We start from the raw sequence: 22,818 nt of genomic DNA, 5'->3' as shown, positions 1-22,818 counted from the left end.
GGTATTTTTGATTACGCTCATATTTTCACATACTTTTTTTTATTTGTTAAATAGCTATTTCTTATTGATTTATAGGCTAGAATCATATATTCACATTTTGTATATAAATCAGTCACATAACTGCTATTTTCATTCTCGTTATAGCGTTTCTATTCAACTAAAATATAAATAGTAAGCATGGCTAATTAGCTCTTTTTACGTCATAACAGGACATTTACACCAAATCATATGAATTTTAGGAATAACATCATTAATAGATGAAAGTGGATACTTCTACGAAAGGAGTTGTAAATGTGGAATTAAGAGACTTAAAATACTTTAAAGCCGTTTGCGACACTGGAAGTTTTACGAAAGCAGGTCAAGTACTTCATATATCCCAGCCAACGATTACGAAAGCAGTTCATCGATTAGAAGAAGAAATTGGAGTTCAGCTTTTTGACCGAAATAAAAGCAGTAAGCAAATCACGCTTACTCATCAAGGTGAAATCTTCTTAATAAAAGTAGAGGGGATCTTAGATTATATAGACGAATCAGTGGAAGCAGTTCAAAATTTCCATAATAAAAAAATTCGCTTAGGGCTTCCTCCCATTATTGGCGCAACTTTTTTTCCACCCATTTATGAAAAAATGTTAACTCAATTTCAATCTCTACAATTTGAAATACAAGAAAATGGTACGAATGATATGCGAACATTAATTAAAAAAGGACAAGTAGATATAGGTTTTATTTATCATAAGTGTGAGTCAGAGCCTCCCGATTTAAATTATATTGCCTTGAAGCGTGATGAGTTGAAAGTATGTGTCTCAAAAGATCATCCTTATGCCCATTTAAAGAAGATTTCACTAGAGGATTTGCAATGGGAAAGGTTCATTCTATTATCAGAATCCTATTTGCATAATCATCTAGTCATTTCAGAATGTAGGAAACAGGGTTTCACCCCTGATATCTCATTTATTTCTAGTGAAGTGGTGACGGTGAAATCACTAGTTGAAACAGGGTTGGGAATTACGATTCTTTCAAATATGGCCATTAAAGATAACCAGAATATTGTTCCCCTCTCATTAGAAGACCCTGTTTTTCTAGATGTTCTTTTATGTTGGAAAAAAGATCACGTTCTTTCACCAGAATGCCAACAGGTTATTGACTATATCTCCCTTCAATTTAAAAAATAAAACAAACCTTTACATGAAAAGAGAAGAACAACATATGAGGTGAATGATGATGAAAAATGATACTAGAAACATCACAGCTGAACATGATGACGATGAGATGTTGATGATCGAAGCAAATATAGATGATTGCCAAGGGGAATGGATGGGTTATACGATGGAAAAGCTTCTTTCCAATGGAGCAAATGATGTATACTTCACGCCTATCATCATGAAAAAAAATCGGCCGGCCTACAAGCTTTCAGTTCTTGCACATCAGTCAAAGCTATCAAAGTTATCACAGATCATTTTTACAGAAACAACGAGTTTTGGGATTCGCCATTATCCCGTAACCTGTCATCGCATCGAAAGGAAATTTGAAAAGGTAAACACACCATGGGGAGATGTAAACATTAAGATTGGCAAACACTTAGGGGAGATTGTCCAATTATCACCGGAGTATGAAGACTGTAAGAATATTGCGCAACAGTTTAATCTTCCATTAGGGACCATTTATCAAACTGCGATAGAGCAATTTCAACTAAAATATCAGGTCCCTGAAGGAAAGTGATTCATTTGTTATTTTTCATTTCCAATAATAACTCGTAGCATATTAGGACGGTCTGAGAAACTCTTTTCACCTGCACCGTACCCCACCTTCTCTACAATCATGGACGGGATTGGCCCATAGGAAGCCGCTAAAGTCTTAATAATCGCTGCTCCCGTCGGTGTTGTTAACTCTCCAACTATATCTGTTTTTTCTACAGGTATATCCTTTAGGATTTCTAATGCTGCTGGTGCTGGCACCGGATATAAACCATGTCCCATCACCATTTTGCCTGAACCAAGTGGAACAGGAGAAGAGGTAACTTGTTCAACACCAAGATTTTCTAATAAAATAGCTGTCCCCACAATATCAATTATAGAATCAATCGCCCCTACTTCATGAAAATGAACCTTCTCCAACGGGACATGGTGAATTTTCGCTTCTGCTTCAGCAATTTTCCGAAAAATAGTTAACGACATCTCTTTTGCTTGAGAAGTTAACTCCGATTCTTGAATCATCTTCTCGATATCTGAATAATGTCGATGGCTCTTCGCTTCTTCATAGTGTACATAAAACTTCGTCCCACTTAAGCCGTTTTTCACAGTTTTCTGGTGTTCCAATACATATTCAGCAGTGATGGGTAGCTTTTGTAATTCCTGAAGTAAATAATCCCAATCACCGCCGGCATCTAATAGAGCTCCAATCGTCATATCGCCACTAATCCCTGAAAAACAATCAAAGTGTAGTATATTCATGAACTTCCTCCTTCTTTAAAGCCATTGATAAAACAAGTGCCGCATTATATCCAGCACCAAATCCATTATCAATGTTCACAACGCTGATTCCAGGGGCACACGCATTAAGCATTGATAATAATGCTGAAATCCCATTAAAATTGGCTCCATAGCCAATACTCGTCGGAACAGCAAATACCGGCTTTGCTACTAAACCAGATACAACACTTGGTAATGCCCCCTCCATTCCAGCCACTGCAATAATCGCTGAAGCTCCTCTAATCGTATCGAGATGATGAAAAAGTCGATGAATACCCGCTACACCAACATCATAGATTCGCTGCACTTCACACCCCATAGCCTCTGCTGTTACAGCCGCTTCCTCTGCAACAGGAATATCGGAAGTACCTCCACATAGAACAGCTACATACCCATCAAACAGTGTTACCGGTTCATTGATGCCAATCCAAATGACCGCTCTCGCATCCTCAAAGTAAGCAGCATCAGGGACATGAGTTAAAATTTCCTTAGCTTTTTCCTTGCTTATTCTTGTTGCCAATACCCGGCGATTCTTTTTAATAAGTGTTTGAAAGATCGAAATAATTTGTTCCGAAGTTTTCCCTTCGCCATAGATCACTTCTGGAAAACCCGTTCTTAAAGGACGATTATAGTCAATTTTGGCAAATCCTAAGTCTTCAAATTGAGTGAGCATTGACCTAGCATCTTCAATCGACGTTTCTCCTTTTTTTACACTTTGCAGAATCCTTTCAAGCTTGCTGTTATCCATATGAGCCACTCCTTAGGAAACTTCAATATTCATACTGCCACTTCGATAGCCTGTTAAATCTAAGGTTACGTACAAAAATCCTTGTTCCTTGAACTTTTGTTGAATCTCTTGATGATGCTCAACAACAAGCAAGAAATCTTTCTCATCTACTTCAATCCTGGCAATTTTTTCATGATGACGGACACGAAGTTGTTTTATTCCCAATGAATATAAAAAGTTTTCACAAACATCGAGCTGTTCAATTTTTTCTTGTGTAATTTCAGTTCCATATGGAATACGCGAAGATAGACAAGCAAAGGAAGGCTTATCCCAAGTTTGTAAATTCATTTCCTTGGAAAGAATCCGAATATCGTCCTTTGTAAGTCCAGCCTCTTTAAGTGGACTCTTCACCCCGATTTCCGAAAGTGCTTTCATACCTGGCCGAAAATCATTAACATCACTAGCGTTCGTTCCATCCAAAATATGAGGATATTCTAGTTCCTCAGCTAATGCCTGGACTCTTGTAAATAACCCTGTTTTACAGTGGTAGCAACGTAAATGAGTGTTAGAAGCAAAATTCTTGTTCTCCAGTTCCTTGATTGTAATCGTTGTATGTGAGACCCCCAAATAATCGATCAGTTTAAGCGCTTCATTCATTTCTCGTTCTGGGAACGTTTCTGAGCGTGCAGTTACCGCTAGAACATTTCCTTTTCCAAGTACCTCTTTCGCTTTTGCCAATAAAAATGTGCTGTCCACCCCACCTGAGAATGCAACAAGCACCTTGCCCATTTCTAGCAATATTTCTTCTAGTCTCTCATTTTTTTGCTTAATTTGAAGAGTCTCCACGTTAGTCACCCCTATTATGTCTTAAAAAGATTCGGGAGGCACTAAGTAACCCATTCCTCCCGAATACAGATATCCTATTAATGTAGTGCTAATTCTCTAACGATAGGTACAGTTGACGGTGCTTTCGGAATACAAGCAACAATTGGATTTTCAGGCAATGAATCCTTACACATTTCAACCGCCTGCTCGATACTTGTCGCTTTTTCCACTTTCATTAAACGCGCAGCATCTTCATCTATTCCTTCTGAGACAATGATAACTCGTGCTTTTTGAAGAGAGCGCCCCCACAAAAATGCTTTATGTCCCCCAACAAAGAATTCCATCTTCGCAAATTCTTCTAATACTTTATCAACTGTATCGCCCAAGGCCATCGTTTCCTTAAATTTCTCAGAACCAATTCCCTCCCTGCATTCGGCTACAAGAATAATTGTTCCTCCTTGCTTTACAGCAACCGCTGCATGGAGAAGTCCTTTTTGTGCCTGATATAAATTCAAGTCTTTCGGAAATCCACCTGATGCGGCAATTACGAGATCTGCCGGTTCCTTTACTTCTGCTTGAAGAATTTTTTGTGCCTCTTTAACTCCTGCTCGATGTGCTTCAAAATAATGGCCAGCTACCGCTTTAACGACTTCTTTACGGCTATTCAGAACGACATTCACAATAAAATCAACGCGAGCGATTCCGCCAATTTCGTCGATATCCTCGCGAACTGGATTGCCCTCCAAATTAGCCAGCGCTGCCTTAGGATGTGTTAACATGGAGTGATTATTGGAGACGAGAGGACTTCCCCCAACTCCAATCGCCACTGCTTTTGCTCCCCCGGCAAACCCTGCAAACTGATGTGGATCGAGGACACCGAGAGCGATTCTTGCATCAGCCTCCACATAATGCCGATTTAATACAACAGGCGTTCCTCGAGTCGTTACTCCGATGTTGACAAGATTGTCCTCATCACGAAAATCATGTGAAATAACCTTGAAATCTCTTGCTACTTCTTCTCCTAAGATTTCAACGAATTCCTCAGGAGGAGAAACACGATGTAATCCGGTGCCGATTAAAATCGTAATTTGCTCTTTTGAAATACCATACTCTTCTAGTTTTTTTGCTAGAATTGGAATAATGACATGATTAGGAACAGGACGAGTTGCATCACTTGTTACAATAACCACTTTTTCAGCACCTTGAAATTTCTCTAAAGAAGTGCCGATCGGATTCTCAATTGCCCTTAATACCTCTTCCTCACTCGTATGATTTAATACATCTTCTGAGATCGAAACATTTTCGTACTCAAAAGGAATGGTTGCTTTCATATAACCTTTACCATAAGGAACTTTTATTTCAGCCATAGTACTACCTCCAATTAAAGAATATTAGCATTTTCTTACAGAATAACCGGTTACCCTCCTTTATGTGAACTTATTCACATTTATACTTCTATTTTCCTCTATCTTCTCGAAGATTAGAAATAGTTTCTTTTAATATATACATGAATATATTTCATAAGGACGCATTTCTATAAGGGGAAAGGTTAAATTTTTTGAATCGCAAATAAGCTATCCTCCTTACCATACGCTTTGTGGTTGGGGCTAGCTTATTAGATTTTCCATTCACTTTTTTGAAAGACATATATTTACCTTACAGTTTATCTGATATATTAACCAAACTTGAAATGGCTTTAATGATTTCTTCTCTTTGAGGAATTACTTCTTTTACCAGCTGTCGAGAATATGGAACTGGAATCTGAGCTCGAGTAATTCTCTTTATCGGAGCCTTCAAGTATGAAAAACCTGTCTCAGAAATAATCGCTGCTACTTCTGATGCAAAGCCGCAAAAGCGTGATCCATCATCAACGATGACAAGTTTACCCGTTTTTTGAACAGATTGTAATATAGCCTTTACATCTAGAGGAAATAAAGTCCTTGGATCAATCACTTCAATTGAAATTTCTTTTGATTCTAGATCTTTAGCAATCTCAAATACAGTATTTACTAAATGACCGACAGCCACTACCGTCAAGTCCGAACCTTCATGTTTAATTTCAGCAAGACCTAAGGGAATCGTGTATTCTTCATCTGGAACGTTATCAATCATGTCATAACAAAGGGCTGGTTCATAGATAATGACCGGATCTTGATCACGAATTGCTTGTTTTACCAGTCCTTTTGCGTCAGCAGGTGTTGCCGGAACAATCACCTTCAAGCCCATTTGAAGCAAATTCGCGTAAGCGTTATCATTTTCGTGCACACCCATGCTATCCTTTGTTCTTACTACCCGAACAACGAGCGGGATATTTATTTGCCCCCCTGATCTGTATCTCCCTTTTCCTGCTTGGCTTACAAGTTGCTCCATCGCAGCATATTGCAAGGTGTTTCCATTATACTCAACAATGGGTCGTAATCCTGCCATTGCCGCTCCTATTGCCATCCCTGTAAAACCTTGCTCTGAAAGAGGGGTATGTATAATACGATCTTTTCCAACCTCCTTTTTAAACCCTTCATCAAGACCTGCCAATGAAGATGGAGCATCTATGCCGATTAAACATATCGTCGAATCCCTTTCCATTTCTTCACGTATAGCTACCATTACCGCATCCTTATAACTTATTCTAGACATTATGACCATCCTTTCATCGGCATACAGTAAGTATCCTCATAAGCTTGTTCAGGAGTTGGATAAGCTGATTTCCTCATAAAAACAACACTCTCATGTACCATTTGTTTCGCCCTGTTCTCTATCATAACGAACACTTCTCGAGGAACCTTCTCTTCCATTAGGACATATTTTAATTGTTCAATTGGATCTAATTTTCGATAGAAATCGATCTCTGCACTACTTCGATAAGGATCCAATGACAAAGCGTCTTCCCCAGAAAAATGACCGCAATATCGATATGTCTTACATTCAATCAGGACTGGTCCTCTCCTACTTCTTGTATACTTCGCCGCTTTCTTCGTTGCTTCATATACGGTCAGAACATCCATACCATCTACAACAATTCCTTCCATGCTATACGCTTTTGCACGGTCAGCAATATCTTCTATGCTCGTACTTTCAGTTACCTTTGTACGCCCTGCATATTGGTTATTTTCACAGACGAAAATGATTGGAAGCTTCCAAATCGATGCCATATTCATCGCTTCATGGATCACCCCTTCATTTGATGCCCCTTCTCCAAAAAAGGCTACCGCCACATGATCATTTCGTTTATAGTGGTAAGCAAATGCCGCTCCAAGAGCAATAGGAACACCTTGACCCCCTCTACCATCTACTCCCAAAATACCCATTTCCCAATCTGTTATATGCATTGAGCCACCTTTGCCCTTACAGTACCCTGTAACTTTTCCTCCTAACTCTGCCATGACCCTATTAATATCCGCACCCTTTGCAAGGATATGCCCATGCCCACGATGGGTGCTTGTGATGACATCTCCTTTTTCAAGGGCACAGCAAACCCCTACTGCAACCGCTTCTTGTCCAATATATTGGTGTAATTCTCCTGAAATTTCCCCAGCCTCAAGGAGAACTTTTGCCTCCTCTTCAAAAAAGCGTATCAACAGCATATCCTGAAGCATTTTTAATTTCTCTGCTTTCTTCACATACACCTTTCACAACCCCTTTCAACCTTTTTTTCCATATGGATCGTTTCTAGAGCATCTTTCTCATCGATCACCACAGAAAAGCCTTTGGAAAGCCAAAAGGGAAAACCACCAGGTAGGAATTTATGAGTATGTAAATAAAGAGTTTGATAGTTGCCCTTTTGTTGACAAAATTGGTAGGCATGATCCCATAGCATGGTGCCAATTCCCAAGCGGCGATGGTTCCTATCAATATAGCATTTCGTTATTTCACACGTACTTTGTAAATCGTAACGACTTTTCATTACGGAAATCCGATCGTCGTAAGGGTGTACAGCAATCGTTCCGAGTATTTGCTCATCTTCAGCAAATGCTGCTGCAAAATAGGCATGATCTTGATTCACATATATTTCTTCCATTTTTAACAGTTGGTTTTTAGAAGTATCACTAAGGGGAAATGGAAATACTTCCTGAAAGACCCGCTGCACAAAATTAATCACTTGAGGAATTTCTTCTTTTTTTACTTCTCTGATAGCAATCTTTGCTTTAGTTTCCATCATAAACACCATCCTTTAGAATTAATGGGCTAACGATACGGATGATAATTGATTTTTTGAAAGAGAGTGTTCCAATTTTTCTATATTTTGAACATCGAGTACTTCCTCAACGATTTTCCCTTCATCCATCACGATAAAGCGATCTGAAATATATGTAATAGCCTGCAAATCATGTGAAATAAACACATAAGAGAGTTTATATTGTTTTTGTAGTTTTATTAAGAGATCTAACACTTGCACCTGAGCAACGGTGTCCAAACTACTCACTACTTCATCGAGGACAAGTAGATCAGGTTTAAGCGATATCGCTCTAGCAATATTGATTCTTTGTAATTGCCCACCACTAAATTGGCTCGGATATTTATCTGCATCTGTTGCCATTAATCCGACCGCTTCTAATAACGTATTTACTTCCTCCCTTATTTCAATCGAGGATAATTGATCATAATTTTCTAGCGGTTCAGCAATACTTTTTCCAACTGTCATTCTCGGATTTAATGAAGCAAATGGATCCTGAAAGACCATTTGAAAATGTCGTCTCATTTTTCTTAATGATTTCTCATCTAATTGGGTAATCGGTACACCCTTGAAAATAATATGACCTTGATCCGCTTTCTCGAGCCCCATAATTACTTTTGCCAAAGTACTTTTACCAGAGCCACTTCGCCCAACAATTCCGATACAAGTTCCATGTTCTAGAGTTAGTGATACATTATGAAGAGCTTTAATATGTTTAGACTTTTTAAACAATGAACGCTCTAATTTATATGATTTTGAAACATTACTCACGATTAATAAACTCATTTTACCCCTCTTTTCAAGCGACTGCTTGCCTCAATCAATGACCTTGTAAAGGCGTGTTGCGGTTGATTAAGAACTTTTAACAATGGTCCTTTTTCAACGACCATTCCATCATGCACGACGATTACTTCATCAGCTAATCTTGAGATCACATCGAAATCATGAGAAACAAGTAAAATACTCATGTCATACTCATGCTTGAATTTTTCAAGCAAATTGAGAATATGGGTTTGAGTAACCTTATCGAGAGCTGAAGTCGGTTCGTCCGTAATCATGATGGAGGGTTGTAACATGAGCGCAATGGCGATGAGTACCCGTTGCAACATTCCACCACTCAATTGAAAAGGGTATTGTTTAAATATGTCATCAGCATGTTCAAAGCCCACTTTTTCAAGATAGTGTAGAGATAATTTTTTCGCCTCTTTACGTGAAATGCTCTGATGCGCTCTTAATGTTTCAACCATATGACTGCCAATTGTGATGACCGGGTTCAATGACGAATGTGGATTTTGCATCACCAGCGCCATTTCAGAACCACGAATTTTCCTCATTTCTTTATCCGGCAGATTTAATATTTCGGTGCCCTTATATTGAATACTCCCTGTCGCAAATATCGGTTTCTTTAAAAGGTTCATGATCGCATGGCAAGTCATCGTTTTTCCCGTTCCACTACTTCCTAACACCCCTAAAACCTTACCAGGGAATACGTTAAAACTAACCTTTTTCACAATTTCGTTAACGGGCATACATGCCTGTCTTTCTAGAAAAATAGTTAAATCATGAACAGATAAAATCGGCTCCTTTGACATGTATCAACCCTCCTACGACTCTAATTTCGAATCCATCCTATCCCGCAAAGCATCACCAAATAAGTTAAAAGCCATAACTGTGAAAAAGATCATCATTCCTGGATAAAACATTAAGGAAGGATGACTCCTTAGAAATTGTCTGCTATCGTTTAGCATCGCTCCCCATTCTGCGGTTGGGGGTTGAATTCCAAGCCCTAGGAATGAAAAACCTGCAATATATAACAAAATTGATCCCATATCAAGGGTAGCAAGGACAATGATTTCTGACATCATTCCGGGTAATAAATGACGGGTAATGATTTTGAATTCAGATGTACCTGCCATTTTAGCTGCAATGATGTAATTCTGTTCTTTATGGGTGAGGACCATCCCCCTAATAATTCGCGCATATGAAACCCATTGAATCAGAATCATCGCCAATAGTAAGTTAAATAAACCAGGTCCTATAATCCCTACAAATGCTAAAATTAACACCAATCCAGGAAAGGCAAGGAGAATATCACAAATTCTCATAAACAGAGAATCAATACGGCCACCTTTATAACCAGCAAACAAGCCAATCACAACACCAATGAACATTGTCACGGTCACAACAAGGATCGAACTTCCTAGGGAAATGCGTGTGCCATAAATCAATCTCGAAAGAATGCATCTTCCTTGGTGATCTGTTCCGAGAAGATACTCTTTCGACGGTCCTTGTAATCTCAAATCGATTCTCGTTAAATTGGGGTCATGAGGTGCTAAATATGGTGCAAAAATGGCAATGAGAATCATCAAAACAATGATCGTACCACTAAAAACTAGTACTCTATTTTTTACTAGATGTCTCCCTTTTATTTGTTTCATCCTACTAATCCCCTTTTAGCCGGATCCGAGGATCTAGATGGGCATGAATAATATCAACGATTAAGTTTAAAATGACAAAGATCACTGTCATTAATAGCACGCAAAACTGAATCACCGGATAATCTCGATTCAAGATCGCTGTGACAAAATATCGTCCCACACCTGGCCATGAAAAAATGCTTTCAACAATAACCGTTCCAGCTATCATATGCCCGATACTCATACCAAACGCCGTAATATATGGTTGCAATGCATTTTTCAATACATGTTTTCCAATAATCACTCCTTCTTTTAATCCTCTACTGGTAGCGTTTATCACAAACGGCTTTTTCATATACTCTAGCATCCCTGAGCGTAACAGTCGGGGGAACGTAAAAGTATAAATAAAGCACATTGTTATCGTAGGTAATACCAAATGGACAAAACCACCTCGTCCACCTGAAGGAACCAAACCAAGTTTATAGGAAAAAATATAAAGCAATATGAAACCTAACCAAAAGGATGGCATCGATGCCCCAATATACGAAAGCAACCGACTAAATCGATCAAATAAGCGATCCTTATATATCGCTGAAAAGATTCCTGCAGGCACACTAACAAGCAATGTTAAGATAACCGCAGACAGGGTCAGCTGCATTGTTGGTATTAAGAAATACATGGCTTCTTCAAAAATGGGTTCCCCTGTCGTAAACGAGTTGCCGAAATTCAACTGCAAAGCGTTTACCAACCATTGATAATATTGGACATATAACGGCTGATTTAATCTTAATTCTTGACGTATCATTTCGACCGCCTCATCCGTTGGAGGAATTTGAGAAAGTCGCAGATAAACCTCAGCAGGATCACCAGGAACAAGATGAATCAACAAAAAGGTAATAATCGTCGTTCCCAGTAAAATAGGAATTAGACTGACTACACGTTTAAAAATATACGTTATCATTGTTCAATAGAGATTTTATTCAACGGTAATGTATAGTTCATGTTTGGAAACTCCACACCACGAATATAATCATGAAATACTGCAATATCTGCTGAGTATGAAATAGGTAAATAAATCGCTTGTTCATGCAATGTACCCATAATATAACCGTAAATTTCTTGTCTTTTCTCTTCATCGGTCGTGACTAATACTTCACCAATCAGTGCATCTATTTCTTCCTTCATCGGTAGCCCCAATTGTGCTTGATAATCAGCATGAGCAGGCTTTCTCATCGAAGAAAATAATGTGTGGGGCTCATAAGGTGCACCCCAAGTATTATTAAAAATGAGATTGAAGTCCCCATCTTTTTGCCTCTGTAAGTAGGATTGGTTTTCTTCACCAACAAGATTTAGTTTAATTCCAACTTTAAGTAAGTCCCCTTGTAGCGTTTCTGCAATCGCCTTTTGCACTTGATCGGTCGCATTAAAAACAATCTCTAACTCTAATAAGCTACCTTCTTTTTGTCTAAATTCGGAGTCATTGCTCTTCGTCCACCCTGCACGTTCTAGAAGACTATTTGCTTTGTCTAGATCATATTCAAAAGGTTTCAAGCCTAAATCACTGTAAGGTACATTTGAAGCGAATAGTGTATCTGCTTTTAACTCCGTTCCGTAAAACAAATGATCAATAATAGCTTGCTTATTAACACTATGTTCAATGGCCTGCCTCACCTCTAATTCCTGTGAAGGTCCTTTGTTTGAATTAATGGCTATCGTTCTAGTAGACAAAGGGGCAGAAACTTTTGTTTGATAATTTCCTGTTTCTTGCAGGAATTTGAAGGAGTCTAAACTAATGAGCCCATTTCCCAAAATCAGGTCAATTTCTTTATTTTCAAAAGCAATTACTCTCGCTTCACCATCGGGAATTATTTTTATTTCAATTTCATCAATTTTCGGCTTTTCTCCCCAATAGTATTCATTTCGTGTAAAAACAACATACTCATCTTTTTTATGTTCACTTAACACCCATGCCCCCGTACCAATCGGTTTAACGATTCCTTCCTCTGTTTTCCCATTTTCAGGGAAGCCATTATCTCCTAAGAAACGGAATGGCCGAACCAAGGTTAAATCCTGTAACAACGGATAATAGGCATTTTTAAGTGATATTTTAAAGGTTCTCTCATCGATTACACTTGTACTATCTATTTGATTGATAACCTCTAGCCAGCTATGTCTTTCAGCATTTTCCAAGATTGCATCAAAGTTTTTCTTCGCATTTTCCGCGGTGAAATAAGTACCATCGGAAAACCTCACATCTTCCCGTAAATAAAAGGTATACTCTTTTCCGTCCTCTGAAATATCCCAATCTTCAGCTAACCAAGGTTCAATCATTCCACTTTCTCCATATCGGACCAATGATTCATACACCATGTCTTGTGCGAAGATTTCATTAGGGGCATACATATGTGGATTTATTTCACCAATATCTTTACTCCATGAGATCGTCAACCTTTTTATTGAATCATTCGCTTCCATGTTCCCTTTAGCATCCATAACATTCTTTTCACTGCACGCAGTCAAAATGAAGAGAATTAATAACAATAAAAAACCATTAGTCTGCCATTTTCTCATATATTGACTTCCTCCTCTAGTTCTCTTCTCTAAAAAAATGATTGTGATTTGCGATGTTTTTTTAAAGTTGGAATTCATTGGATAATGAATACACTCATTTTATCACTCAGATAGGAAGCCACACCCTTCAATATGTAAAAACTTATTGAACAAGTTACGGATCAGTGACAATATGATTAAGAGAAATGAAAAAAGAAGACTCTCACAAAGTCAATAACTTCAACTTTGTAATTGTCCTCTTTATGCACTTTGTTATTGTAAAAATGATTAATTAAACAACCAACAATCGCTCTAAATCTAAAATTTTTATTCTTTTATGACCTTTCTGTTCAATATAGCCTGCTTCTTCAAATTCTGTTAACTTACGGCTTATCGTTTCAGGTGTCGTTCCTAGATAGGAAGCTAAATCCTTTTTACTCATCGGTAAATCAAATTCATGAACTTTGCCTTCTTGACCGAGACTTTCGATTAAGAATAAGGCGAGCCTCGTCTCTACTTTCTCAGTCGTACACCTCATCGTCTGTCTTTCTGACATCTCCAGTCTATTCGAAAGCTCGGCTAACATTTTGAATGAAATCACGGGATATTTTATTAACAGTTCCTGCAAGCTTGTTCTTTTGATAATACACACTTCAGTATCTTCCATTGCTTCTGCAAATGAATGATGGAACGAATCATGAAACAATGGATGAACATCAGTAAAATCACCTGGGTATAAGATTCGAATTAATTGCTCTTTCCCTGATTCTGAAAGTCTATAAATCTTCATTTTCCCTTCCTTCACAATGTAAAGGGAGTCTGAAACATCCCCAGCATGATGAATGATTTCTTTATTTTTATAGGAAACTGCTTTTGCTGTTCTCATAATTTCCTTTAAGTGAGCCTCACCTAACCCGCTAAAGATGGGAACCCTTGAAACACATGCTTGATGTGTGCGCTTCTGAGAAATCCCCAAATAAGAATAAAAACGTCACAACCAAAAGAATCGAAAGCGTCTTTTACAACTACTTCATTATTAGTCTTTTCAATTTCTTCCGCTAAAGCATGAGCCATCTTTTCTATAGTTCCGGTCATACTGGTAAAAACAATGAGCGTATTCACAGTCTCACTTCCTATTTAAAGACTTCACTACTACTACAAAATAATCATAGACAAATCCATTCCTAATTAAATTGATCCTCATCAATTTAAGCCACAAAAATGATTAAATTGATCAACATCAATTTAAGCCAGAAGAAAAAAGCTCCTACAAAATGTAGGAAGCTTCCGGTTTGTCTAATTTGATCCAAACATCTCTCACCCTTAAGCGGAATTTTTCCTGTTATCTCCTCAATGGAGTCCCTATTAGGGGAAATAACGGAAGATTTTCCGCTTATGGAGAGCAAAATCGTTTATTTTGGCATTTTTGAGGTGAATAGCAGGAATTTTTCCTGTTATTTCGGCTCTTTTTCATGATGCTTGCTCATTAAGCGGAATTTTTCCTGTTATTTTTTCATACCGATACTCCTACTGTTTATACGAACGTTTTCCACAAATCGAGGGAATTTGTAAATTCCTCACAAGTGTTGCATTAAAAAATTTATTCATGTTAAAACATTTAAACTTAACCCATATATACACTTTATTGGAATATATTGGTTTTTAAAAAATAAAAAAATCCTTACAATTAGGAGGAAGGTCAAAGTCCTGTCCAAATCCTAATTACAAGGAGTACCCATGGAAAAGAATAACACAAAAACAGTATTTAATAAATACCTCCATCCGATTCAGATTATAAAAATACTTCTACTAGCAAATATAAATAGGAGAGGGAAGAACGCAATTCTAGTCTAAACATAAGAATGGAAGTTTATCTATTTATAAGTCCTCCCTTTGTAGAAAGCATCGATGAGAAATTGTATAATAAATAGACACACCGTTGGTGAAAAGAGGTTGGTATTCATGAAAGAAATAAAGTTGGAATCGAAAGAATTTAAACGAGTTCTTCACAACCTTCACTTGGAAAATCTAAGTCTTACTCCTGCCATGCAGAAAGAAGTACTGCAACTGGTGAATGCGAACGTTTCTATTACTCCCCCTCTTATAATGGGTTTACTGCAGCATGGAAAATATAAAAAAGAAAAAAATGACGATTATTTGTTAAAGCATAATTTATTGGGAATCACCTCTCTCAAAGAGCTAGAAATAGCCGAGGTATTGGCCTTTTCGCTTCGGGCAACGAAATTGGAACAAGCAGGTGTTCATTCCATATCCATGACGTTGAAAGGATTTCAAGATTTGCATTATTATTTGTTTCAAGATGTCTATTCATTTGCAGGAACATTTCGAGATGTTCAATTAATGAAGGGCAACACTCGTTTTTGCCAAGCCCAATTTTTAGATTCCTATGCAATGGATTTATTTCGAGAGCTAAACGAAGAGCCTGCCTGGGAAGGACTAGATCAAGCAGCAGTGCGATTAGCTTATTTTAAATCGGAGCTCAATATGCTCCATCCCTTCCGAGAAGGAAATGGAAGAACTGTTCGAATGTATTTGTATGCCTATGCATTCACCCGAAACGTAGAGTGGGCATACGAAACAATAAATCGGGAGAAGTATATGCAAGCTGTGATTCAGTCTGTTACTGATTTAGAAGCATTACGTCAACTTTTTAAGGGAACCATCCAATTTATTGATTAGTTTCATAAGAATCAAAGTAAGCTTTTTCGTATTTGTCTTTCCTCCATTTTTTTTCTATCCATTTTGCATTTTCCAAAGATTAACGAAAATTACAGTCATCATAGTGAGGAACAAAAGAAACCTCACTTGAAAAATCAATTGAAATTATTTATCGAACATTGATTCGGAAGCGAATAAAACCATTCAATTTAAACATAGAGCGATTAAATTGAATGGTTTTTAAAATTATGTTGGTCTTCTATATTTAGAAAAATGTTTGAAAAATTCAAAGTGAATGCTTTCGTTTTATCTAATTTACTTCTTGTTCCGAATCTTGGGCAATAATCCATTTATTATTTACTTTCTTTTCTTTCCATCCTATTAACGCAATAAATAGGACCATACAGAGTACAATCATTAATACAAATACTTGTTTTTCGTACGAAATATAATCCCTAGTTAATCCTGCGATAACAGGAATGACTCCACCTAGCATATAACCAAACCCTTGCATCATTGAAGTCCAAGAGCTTGCTTCACTTGACGAAGAAACTGCGTTTAATGGAAGTGCCAATGCTAGAGGGAATAATCCGCCAAGTCCAATACCAATCAGAATCGTTGCAAGCCAAGGATTCACTATATCAAAGACAATGCAAAATAAACCTATTAAAACAAATAATGTACTTCCCATTAACCATGCCTTATCGTTTTTATATACATCAGCTAATGATGGAATCAAAAAACTAAAGATCATTTGAATAATTGTAAATAAAGTAATGAGTGTACCCGATTGCTCTCCACTAAAGTCCATTGATTGTGCAATCGGTGCTAACCATGTGCTAATACAATAAAATATACCAGCTTGTAAGCCGAATATGAGGGTAAACAACCATACTTTTTTATTTTTTAATGGCATTTGAATCGCTGTCTTTGTTGAACTTTTCACAAACCCACTTTTCTTCATTATTGGATACCAAAATAGGAAACCAATTACTGCAAAAATGCTCCAACTTGCTAAAGCAAGCTGCCATGAATCGTTTAATTGTTTTTGTAACGGAATCATCAATCCAGCACTTAATGAGGCACCAATTCCCATTCCTACAGAGTAAACACCAATCATCATCCCAATTCTATTCGGAAATTTTTGCTTAATATATCCTGAAACTAGTGGTCCAGCAATGGCTATCCCAATTCCAATTAAAAAAGCTGTAAGTAGTAGTGTCATTACTGAATTTGTAAAAGCTCGAAATGCTGTTGCTAGACCAATCAAGAGTAAACATGCAGCAATCGTTTTTTCTAATCCAAATCGGATACTTATGCTTGTTGAGAAAAACGCAAAAAAGCCCATACAAATGACTGGAATTGACGTAAGCAAACTGACCATACCATTACTTAATTCTAAATCATTTCTAATGTTCTCCAATACAGGGGATATCGAAGCAACGCTTATTCTTAAATTTAATGAAACAAGAAATAGGGCTAAAATAACAAATAGTATTTGTTTCTTCAACTTTTAACATCCTTTTTATAAATCTTAATACATCTTATCATCAGACGTTTAGTTTTGTAAATAAGGAGCTGTTATCGCTCCAGGTTTTCGTTCACACATTGAATGGCTTTTTCTTCATCTTGCGTTAAAATGGCTTTAAATAAATCTTCATGAATCTCTGAGTTATCGTTATAATTAGTTACATGTAAAATAAGGCTGCTCAAGATCTTACGTAAAACGGGAATGAAGGATTGATATAAATTATATAGAACCTGATTTCCACTAGCTTTTGCAATGGCTAAATGAAAATCAATATCTGCATCGACATATGTCGCATAATTTCCGTGCTGAAATGCTTTATAACGTTGAACCAGACAGGTTTTTATATGCAATAAATCTTCATCTGTTCTTCTTCTTGCAGCTAATTTTGCAACTTCTTGATCTAACATCGCACGTGCTTCATATACATCTTTCTTATCAGCTTGTTGAAGCTGTTGATTAAAAGAAGTTCCATTTTCCCATTCTAAAGACAAAATACGTGTGCCTCTTCCTTGCCTTACTTCAAGAATTCCTGCATGAACAAGCACTTTTATTGCTTCACGAAGGGTTGAGCGACCTACCGAGAATTCTTCCATGAGCTGAGGTTCAGGTGGAAGACGATCACCAATCTTATACGCACCTGAGAAAATTTTATTCTTTAATTGCTCAATGATTTCATCTGTTAATTTTCTTCCCGTTACTTTTGAAAATGAAGATGAATGATTTGTCATACCATTTCACTCCTACACCTTTACATTAGTACTATTATAACGTGAAAGGAAAGATTATAAAAATATAACAAAAACATAATCCATAATGAAGTTCTTAACTTATTCTACTATTAGTTCCCTATCTATAGTATGTTTTTTCGTATTTATTGTAATTTATGATACCTCTGTCCCCCATTTTTTCTCTTCTTGCACAAAGAGAATACCTAGTTCATGATGGTCGCCTTCATAGAGTGCTCGTTGAACAAAGCGTATTTGCCCGTTTACATCGAGTACCTCTAGTTTACAATGGGCTCTGTTTCGCTGTAGGGCAGTATAAAAGCCTGTCTCATCGTGAATCTGCGTTCCATTCACTTTCATGACGAGTTCGCCGACTTGAAGGGCCATTTTACTAGCAGGTGATTCGGGAAGAATGCCCAAAATCATTAGACCATTGTTTCGTTTGGAAAAATAAAATGGTAAATTCTCATCAGCCATTCGCTGTCTTAAAGCGATGATTTCTCTACCTAGAATCGCTAGTGGAACCGCAACGATTGATAGAATTGGAATCCAGTAGCTTCCGATCGCTATCAAAACTAATAAAAACCCCAATGCGATTACTTTTTTCCCGACAGCTTGTACTGCTTCTTTTGGCAATATTCCTTGAATTCGTTGGTGGAATCCAATCGTAAACGGAACGAGCAGTAAGGAGTAACTCCCAGCCCCGATGGAAAACACCGGCCACCATTCAAATGGTGCTTGCAAGGCTGAACCCGGAACAAGTAAAAAGGCAGGAATGATCCACAAACGTTTTACTTCATGGATCCCGACACGCTGACCTCTTTTACTCGTCGTAAGTTTTGGAGATGTCCCTTTCTTTCCATTGACGAGGATGAGGATGCCTTCAGCAATCACGAGCAATGCTAATAGTGCTGCGATTGATGGGAATATTTTTCCCTCTAATTGGGCAAATGCATCCTGAAACAATGGAACTTGCCAATTTTCTCCACCAGCAAAAATCGTTAAGAAGAAGGCAAAACCAATGGTAAAGACCGGTGATAATAAACGTGGATTCATGGTAAAGCTTAAAAGCAAAGTCAGGAGTGCCACGAAAAGAATAGTAGCAAACGGAATCGTCAGTCCCGCTCCAATTGTCACAATCGATACCCCTAAACCAATGATAATTCCTAATGGTAGGAGCTGTCTTAGCTCAAAATAGGCATTCTCAGCTCGCACGTTGAAATTTTTCCTTTCCCTTTTCACGCGTGACACACCTAATACTGCTGCTAAGAAGAAACTATAATAAAAGATTGGATGAAGAAAAAGTTTAAGTGTACCTTTTAAAAATTCTATGAGCCAATCGATTCCCACATCTGCCACCTCCCTTTGTTTCGAAATCTATTGAAATGATGAATTCATCACTCTATGTAAAATGGTTTCAACTTCTATTTTACCAAATGTTTGCTAGGTTAGGCACCTGAAATCTTCAACGACAGGCCGTTTTTCTATCATAGAGGAAGGTCTTTTTTGATTTTAATCATGTTTTGCTGAGGTTTTTCGTTTTGTAGTGGAGTGGAGACGGGGATTACGCATGTTTTTTGTCCTTGACTGGGATTTCCGCCGGGATTGCGGGTGTTTCCGAGTTTATTGCGGGGGTTTTGCCAATGATTGCGGGTGATTTATTATTTATTGCGGGTGAATCGGCTATAATTGCGGGGGTTTTCAAGTTTATTGCGGATCTGCGGTAAAGTGGCGCCAGTCTGAGATGTCAATATTCAGGGTAGGGAACGTTTCATCCCCTACCCTTTTATTAATATTTCACACCTTTACGAATATGTGTCTTCTCAAACTCTGTCATATCGGGGTCAAAATACTCATCTGTATAGGCAGCGACAAATTGATCCTTTTCAATATAGCCTGAACCCCATGTCGGATCCATGGTCAGCCACTCACCATCAACCATCACTTCAACCCAGGCGTGGTTCGCTGGCCAAAAACCACCAAGAGATGTGCCCTCTATGAATCTTGCTTCCATATCAACTGCGCGAAATAAAGCAATCGCTAAGTAAGAATAGTCTTGGCATACGCCTGTTTTCAGCTCAAGTGTTTTCAATGCGCTATCATCCCACTCAAATTCTTTATTTCTTAGTTTCCCAACATCGTAGCTCACATTTTTCGTGACATAGTCATAAACCGCTTTTGCCTTCTCACGTTCAGTGGTAATCCCTGCCGTAATTTCTTGAGCTAATTCAATCATTTCTAGCGCGTCTGATTCAACCCCTCGAGAAGGTAGGAGATCTCTTTTATCCTCAGCTGTTGATTCGACCTCAAACTGAGCAAAGCCGAAGAAACGGAAATAGTCACTGTTTTCCTCTTTAATTTCCGGGACATTGACGGTGATTTCATACGTTCCAGGTCCAAATCGTAAATAAAAAGAATCGTCAAACGTGAAATCTTCCACTGGAATGACATCTAACGCTTCATCTTCCCCCTTTTTCAATGCCACATAAATATGGGTCGTGTCTTGAGCGAATTCAGCGTCTGGATCAATCGTACCTTTAATATGATACTCACCATCCGATACTTCTCCCCCAAATGTCGGATATTCTAAGGTGACACCACGTTCCATATAAACATTGGAATAATCAATTGGCTTCATCACTTGCTCTGACTCATTATCGATTAATAGCTTCGTACCAACCTGGTAATAATCTTCTCGTTCTTCATCTGGAACCAATATCTCTAATTCATGTAGACCTTTTCCATAAAAAAGTGGCACCTCATATTCAAATTTACCTTCTTGAATCGGAAGAACATGTTTCCATTGTTCCGTATCTTTCCTTAAGATTAGCATAATCGTACCGCCGTGGACTGATTCCCCTACCTCTCCTTGAAGAGAGAATGTCTCATTTCCTTTCACATAGCTTGCATCTAAGTCTAGAGCCAATCCTGCCTCAAACCCGAATGGCGTGTAAGTAAGATCACGTTTTTGCTCAGGGTTCACATTGATAACTTCAAAACTCGCCGTATCATAGTAATAATTCTCCTGATCTTTACTTGGCAGCTGGACCGTTACCCGATATTCGCCCTCTCCGTTAAAAAAGTGTATCGTTTGTTTGAAGGATCCTTCCTCGATCGGCGTGTAGTACTCATGCTCTGATCCCGCTATTCCCTCTTCATTGGAACGAACTTTAATCCATGCATAATCTGACTTCAACTGATCAAACTGCTCGATCGAGCCCTCAATCGACACCTTGCCATTTGCGGCAAACTTTTCATAGTCTGGCTTTGTCATTGTTGCCCCAATTTCCTCTGCATACGAGGTTAATTCAAGTGGGACAAGCTCCAGCTCCCCGTTTTTTTCTTCTACTAATTGTTCATATTGATCTTGCTCTTCCTCTTCTTTCGTTTCACTTTTTTCCGTATTACTGCAGGCTGTTATAAAGAATACAAATGATATCAAAGAAATCAGGATAAAACGTAGCGATTTGCGATTCATATTTTCCTCCTTTAGCAAAGCTGTGTTATTTTATAAGTTTTACGTATTTTATAGAGGATAGTTTCTAAGACTTATAGACCTATTTTCTCTAGGTGAAAAGAACTATTGTACAAGTGCGCTCATCGCTCTCCATATTAAGAAAAAGGCTGCAACAGATAAACCTCCGTATATCATGTTTTTCGTCACCTTATTACCTTTTTCATTAATTCCAGCGAAATTAATGGCGGCAAGGATCATTAAAATAAATGCCATGCCTCCAAATGTGGCTAGATTTCCTCTTTGTCCATCGAGCTGGATTTCCCAATTTTCATCAGCTACTTGAAATACGTAAACAGTAAATATAACTACAAATATAATTAAATAGACGATCGTCATATTCCGAAAAGTCTTTTTCCTCACCAAATGCTCACCTCTCTTAAAGAAAAAAAGATTAGCCCCAACAAAGTGGTGGTGCTAATCTTTTTTCATTTAGTTAAACAAGGGCCATCATTGCTCTCCAAACTAGGAAAAACACCGCAACAGTCAGGCCACCAAATATCATACCTTTAGTTACGGTGCTACTTTTTTCTCTAATTCCCGCAAAATCAATCGAGGCAAGAATAATGCCTATAAATATCAGGCCAAGAAATATAGACAAATTTCCTCTATGTCCATCTAGCTCAAATTGCCATTGTCCATCAGAGGCACGATAAAGATAGAGGGCAAATAAACTCAAAACTCACGACTATAAATATATACGCGTAGGTTATAAGCGTAACCATTTTCTTATTCAAAATCTCACCTCATTTACTTACTATTGCGGTTGAGGATATATGCCTCCTCCACCTGGATTTATTGTCGTATTTCCACTTGGTACTCTTGGATTCATTGAATTTTGCGTATCAGTTGGTTCTGGAGTATTACTTTGCTCCTGATTTCCAGTTGATTCCGGACTAGGTTCCGGACCTGGCTCAGGACTAGGCTCAGATGTCGGTTCTGGACTTGGTTCTGTAGTCGGTTCCAAGCTAGAATTTGATATTGGCTCCGGTGGCGACTGTGGTGATGGTGATGGTTCAGGAGTTGGACCTTCACTAGTTGTTGGCTCCGATGGCGTTGTAGGTTTGTTATTTGTGGCACTTTGGTTCTTCATTTCCAAGTATGTTGTCAATCCAATCACTAAGAGGCTCTTCAACGGTTTTAGTAACAACCTCTTCCGCAAATGGATTAGGGATTTTCTCGAATATCTTCGATAATGCCCCAGTAATTGC

At 38.0% G+C, this 22,818-nt stretch carries 24 protein-coding genes; 3 read left to right on the top strand and 21 right to left on the bottom strand.

The window, feature by feature from the left end; genetic code table 11:
* Positions 1 to 293 precede the first annotated feature (293 nt).
* Together AA0X71_RS03050 and larC are read left to right on the top strand one after the other, a co-directional pair.
* A complete protein-coding gene (locus tag AA0X71_RS03050) occupies positions 294 to 1,172 on the top strand; it encodes a LysR family transcriptional regulator (RefSeq protein WP_413359065.1) in 879 nt (292 codons plus the stop codon).
* Positions 1,173 to 1,221: 49 nt separating this feature from the next.
* Entirely contained in the window at positions 1,222 to 1,719 is a 498-nt protein-coding gene (gene larC / locus AA0X71_RS03045) for a nickel insertion protein (protein ID WP_413359063.1), read from the top strand.
* A gap of 8 nt (positions 1,720 to 1,727) precedes the next feature.
* Here the strand turns inward: larC and AA0X71_RS03040 are convergent, their stop codons facing one another.
* The 14 genes from AA0X71_RS03040 to AA0X71_RS02975 all read right to left on the bottom strand — a co-directional run bounded on the left by AA0X71_RS03040 (position 1,728) and on the right by AA0X71_RS02975 (position 14,280).
* Positions 1,728 to 2,450: a LarC family nickel insertion protein gene (locus AA0X71_RS03040; RefSeq protein WP_413359062.1), complete on the bottom strand. Its 723-nt coding sequence runs from the start codon at positions 2,448 to 2,450 to the stop codon at positions 1,728 to 1,730.
* Positions 2,431 to 3,216 carry a nickel pincer cofactor biosynthesis protein LarB gene (gene larB, locus AA0X71_RS03035; protein ID WP_413359060.1) on the bottom strand — a complete coding sequence of 262 codons (786 nt, stop codon included), beginning with the start codon at positions 3,214 to 3,216 and terminating at the stop codon, positions 2,431 to 2,433. Before larB ends, AA0X71_RS03040 begins: the two co-directional genes overlap by 20 nt.
* Positions 3,217 to 3,228: 12 nt before the next feature.
* Positions 3,229 to 4,041 (bottom strand): ATP-dependent sacrificial sulfur transferase LarE, encoded by an 813-nt coding sequence (gene larE, locus AA0X71_RS03030; RefSeq protein WP_413359059.1) that lies wholly within the window; start codon positions 4,039 to 4,041, stop codon positions 3,229 to 3,231.
* Positions 4,042 to 4,118: 77 nt separating this feature from the next.
* Positions 4,119 to 5,387, bottom strand: coding sequence for a nickel-dependent lactate racemase (gene larA / locus AA0X71_RS03025; RefSeq protein WP_413359057.1), 1,269 nt, complete (start codon positions 5,385 to 5,387; stop codon positions 4,119 to 4,121).
* A 289-nt stretch (positions 5,388 to 5,676) separates the two neighbouring features.
* Positions 5,677 to 6,654, bottom strand: a complete 978-nt coding sequence (locus AA0X71_RS03020; RefSeq protein ID WP_413359055.1) for an alpha-ketoacid dehydrogenase subunit beta — start codon at positions 6,652 to 6,654, stop codon at positions 5,677 to 5,679.
* Positions 6,654 to 7,643, bottom strand: a complete 990-nt coding sequence (locus AA0X71_RS03015) for a thiamine pyrophosphate-dependent dehydrogenase E1 component subunit alpha (RefSeq protein ID WP_413359053.1) — start codon at positions 7,641 to 7,643, stop codon at positions 6,654 to 6,656. Before AA0X71_RS03015 ends, AA0X71_RS03020 begins: the two co-directional genes overlap by 1 nt.
* Positions 7,634 to 8,173 (bottom strand): GNAT family N-acetyltransferase, encoded by a 540-nt coding sequence (locus AA0X71_RS03010; protein WP_413359051.1) that lies wholly within the window; start codon positions 8,171 to 8,173, stop codon positions 7,634 to 7,636. The genes AA0X71_RS03015 and AA0X71_RS03010 overlap by 10 nt, the downstream gene beginning before the upstream one ends.
* A gap of 21 nt (positions 8,174 to 8,194) precedes the next feature.
* The gene (locus AA0X71_RS03005) at positions 8,195 to 8,977 is read right to left on the bottom strand and encodes an ATP-binding cassette domain-containing protein (protein ID WP_413359049.1); all 783 of its coding nucleotides are present in this window, start codon (positions 8,975 to 8,977) and stop codon (positions 8,195 to 8,197) included.
* On the bottom strand, positions 8,974 to 9,783 hold the full coding sequence (locus AA0X71_RS03000) for an ABC transporter ATP-binding protein (RefSeq protein WP_413359047.1): 810 nt from the start codon (positions 9,781 to 9,783) through the stop codon (positions 8,974 to 8,976). The genes AA0X71_RS03005 and AA0X71_RS03000 overlap by 4 nt, the downstream gene beginning before the upstream one ends.
* 12 nt (positions 9,784 to 9,795) lie before the next feature.
* Positions 9,796 to 10,629, bottom strand: coding sequence for a nickel ABC transporter permease subunit NikC (gene nikC / locus AA0X71_RS02995; RefSeq protein ID WP_413359045.1), 834 nt, complete (start codon positions 10,627 to 10,629; stop codon positions 9,796 to 9,798).
* Between the two features lie 4 nt (positions 10,630 to 10,633).
* Positions 10,634 to 11,569, bottom strand: coding sequence for a nickel ABC transporter permease (gene nikB, locus AA0X71_RS02990; RefSeq protein ID WP_413359043.1), 936 nt, complete (start codon positions 11,567 to 11,569; stop codon positions 10,634 to 10,636).
* Complete coding sequence (nikA, locus tag AA0X71_RS02985; RefSeq protein ID WP_413359041.1) at positions 11,566 to 13,179, bottom strand: nickel ABC transporter substrate-binding protein; 1,614 nt, start codon at positions 13,177 to 13,179, stop codon at positions 11,566 to 11,568. Before nikA ends, nikB begins: the two co-directional genes overlap by 4 nt.
* Before the next feature lie 271 nt (positions 13,180 to 13,450).
* Entirely contained in the window at positions 13,451 to 14,044 is a 594-nt protein-coding gene (locus tag AA0X71_RS02980) for a Crp/Fnr family transcriptional regulator (RefSeq protein ID WP_413359039.1), read from the bottom strand.
* A gap of 23 nt (positions 14,045 to 14,067) precedes the next feature.
* On the bottom strand, positions 14,068 to 14,280 hold the full coding sequence (locus AA0X71_RS02975; protein WP_413359037.1) for a flavodoxin domain-containing protein: 213 nt from the start codon (positions 14,278 to 14,280) through the stop codon (positions 14,068 to 14,070).
* Between the two features lie 840 nt (positions 14,281 to 15,120).
* On the opposite strand from AA0X71_RS02975, the gene AA0X71_RS02970 reads away from it, so the two are divergent.
* Positions 15,121 to 15,858: a Fic/DOC family protein gene (locus AA0X71_RS02970; protein ID WP_413359035.1), complete on the top strand. Its 738-nt coding sequence runs from the start codon at positions 15,121 to 15,123 to the stop codon at positions 15,856 to 15,858.
* 289 nt (positions 15,859 to 16,147) lie between these two features.
* On the opposite strand, the gene AA0X71_RS02965 is transcribed toward AA0X71_RS02970, so the two are convergent.
* The 7 genes from AA0X71_RS02965 to AA0X71_RS02935 all read right to left on the bottom strand — a co-directional run bounded on the left by AA0X71_RS02965 (position 16,148) and on the right by AA0X71_RS02935 (position 22,727).
* Complete coding sequence (locus tag AA0X71_RS02965; RefSeq protein ID WP_413359033.1) at positions 16,148 to 17,347, bottom strand: CynX/NimT family MFS transporter; 1,200 nt, start codon at positions 17,345 to 17,347, stop codon at positions 16,148 to 16,150.
* Between the two features lie 71 nt (positions 17,348 to 17,418).
* Entirely contained in the window at positions 17,419 to 18,096 is a 678-nt protein-coding gene (locus tag AA0X71_RS02960) for a FadR/GntR family transcriptional regulator (RefSeq protein WP_413359031.1), read from the bottom strand.
* 153 nt (positions 18,097 to 18,249) lie between these two features.
* A complete protein-coding gene (locus AA0X71_RS02955; protein WP_413359029.1) occupies positions 18,250 to 19,443 on the bottom strand; it encodes a PDZ domain-containing protein in 1,194 nt (397 codons plus the stop codon).
* A gap of 439 nt (positions 19,444 to 19,882) precedes the next feature.
* Positions 19,883 to 21,571, bottom strand: a complete 1,689-nt coding sequence (locus AA0X71_RS02950) for a transglutaminase domain-containing protein (protein ID WP_413359027.1) — start codon at positions 21,569 to 21,571, stop codon at positions 19,883 to 19,885.
* Positions 21,572 to 21,673: 102 nt separating this feature from the next.
* Positions 21,674 to 21,970, bottom strand: coding sequence for a hypothetical protein (locus AA0X71_RS02945; RefSeq protein WP_413359025.1), 297 nt, complete (start codon positions 21,968 to 21,970; stop codon positions 21,674 to 21,676).
* A gap of 73 nt (positions 21,971 to 22,043) precedes the next feature.
* The gene (locus AA0X71_RS02940; RefSeq protein WP_413359023.1) at positions 22,044 to 22,286 is read right to left on the bottom strand and encodes a hypothetical protein; all 243 of its coding nucleotides are present in this window, start codon (positions 22,284 to 22,286) and stop codon (positions 22,044 to 22,046) included.
* 78 nt (positions 22,287 to 22,364) lie between these two features.
* Positions 22,365 to 22,727, bottom strand: coding sequence for a hypothetical protein (locus AA0X71_RS02935; RefSeq protein WP_413359020.1), 363 nt, complete (start codon positions 22,725 to 22,727; stop codon positions 22,365 to 22,367).
* Between the last annotated feature and the right edge of the window lie 91 nt (positions 22,728 to 22,818).

Origin of the sequence: Robertmurraya phoenicis (genome assembly GCF_047302285.1) — a bacterium.
In the GTDB taxonomy this organism is placed as follows: domain Bacteria; phylum Bacillota; class Bacilli; order Bacillales; family Cytobacillaceae; genus Robertmurraya.
Note: the sequence above shows the minus strand (reverse complement) of the source record. Positions and strands in the feature narration are given on the sequence as shown.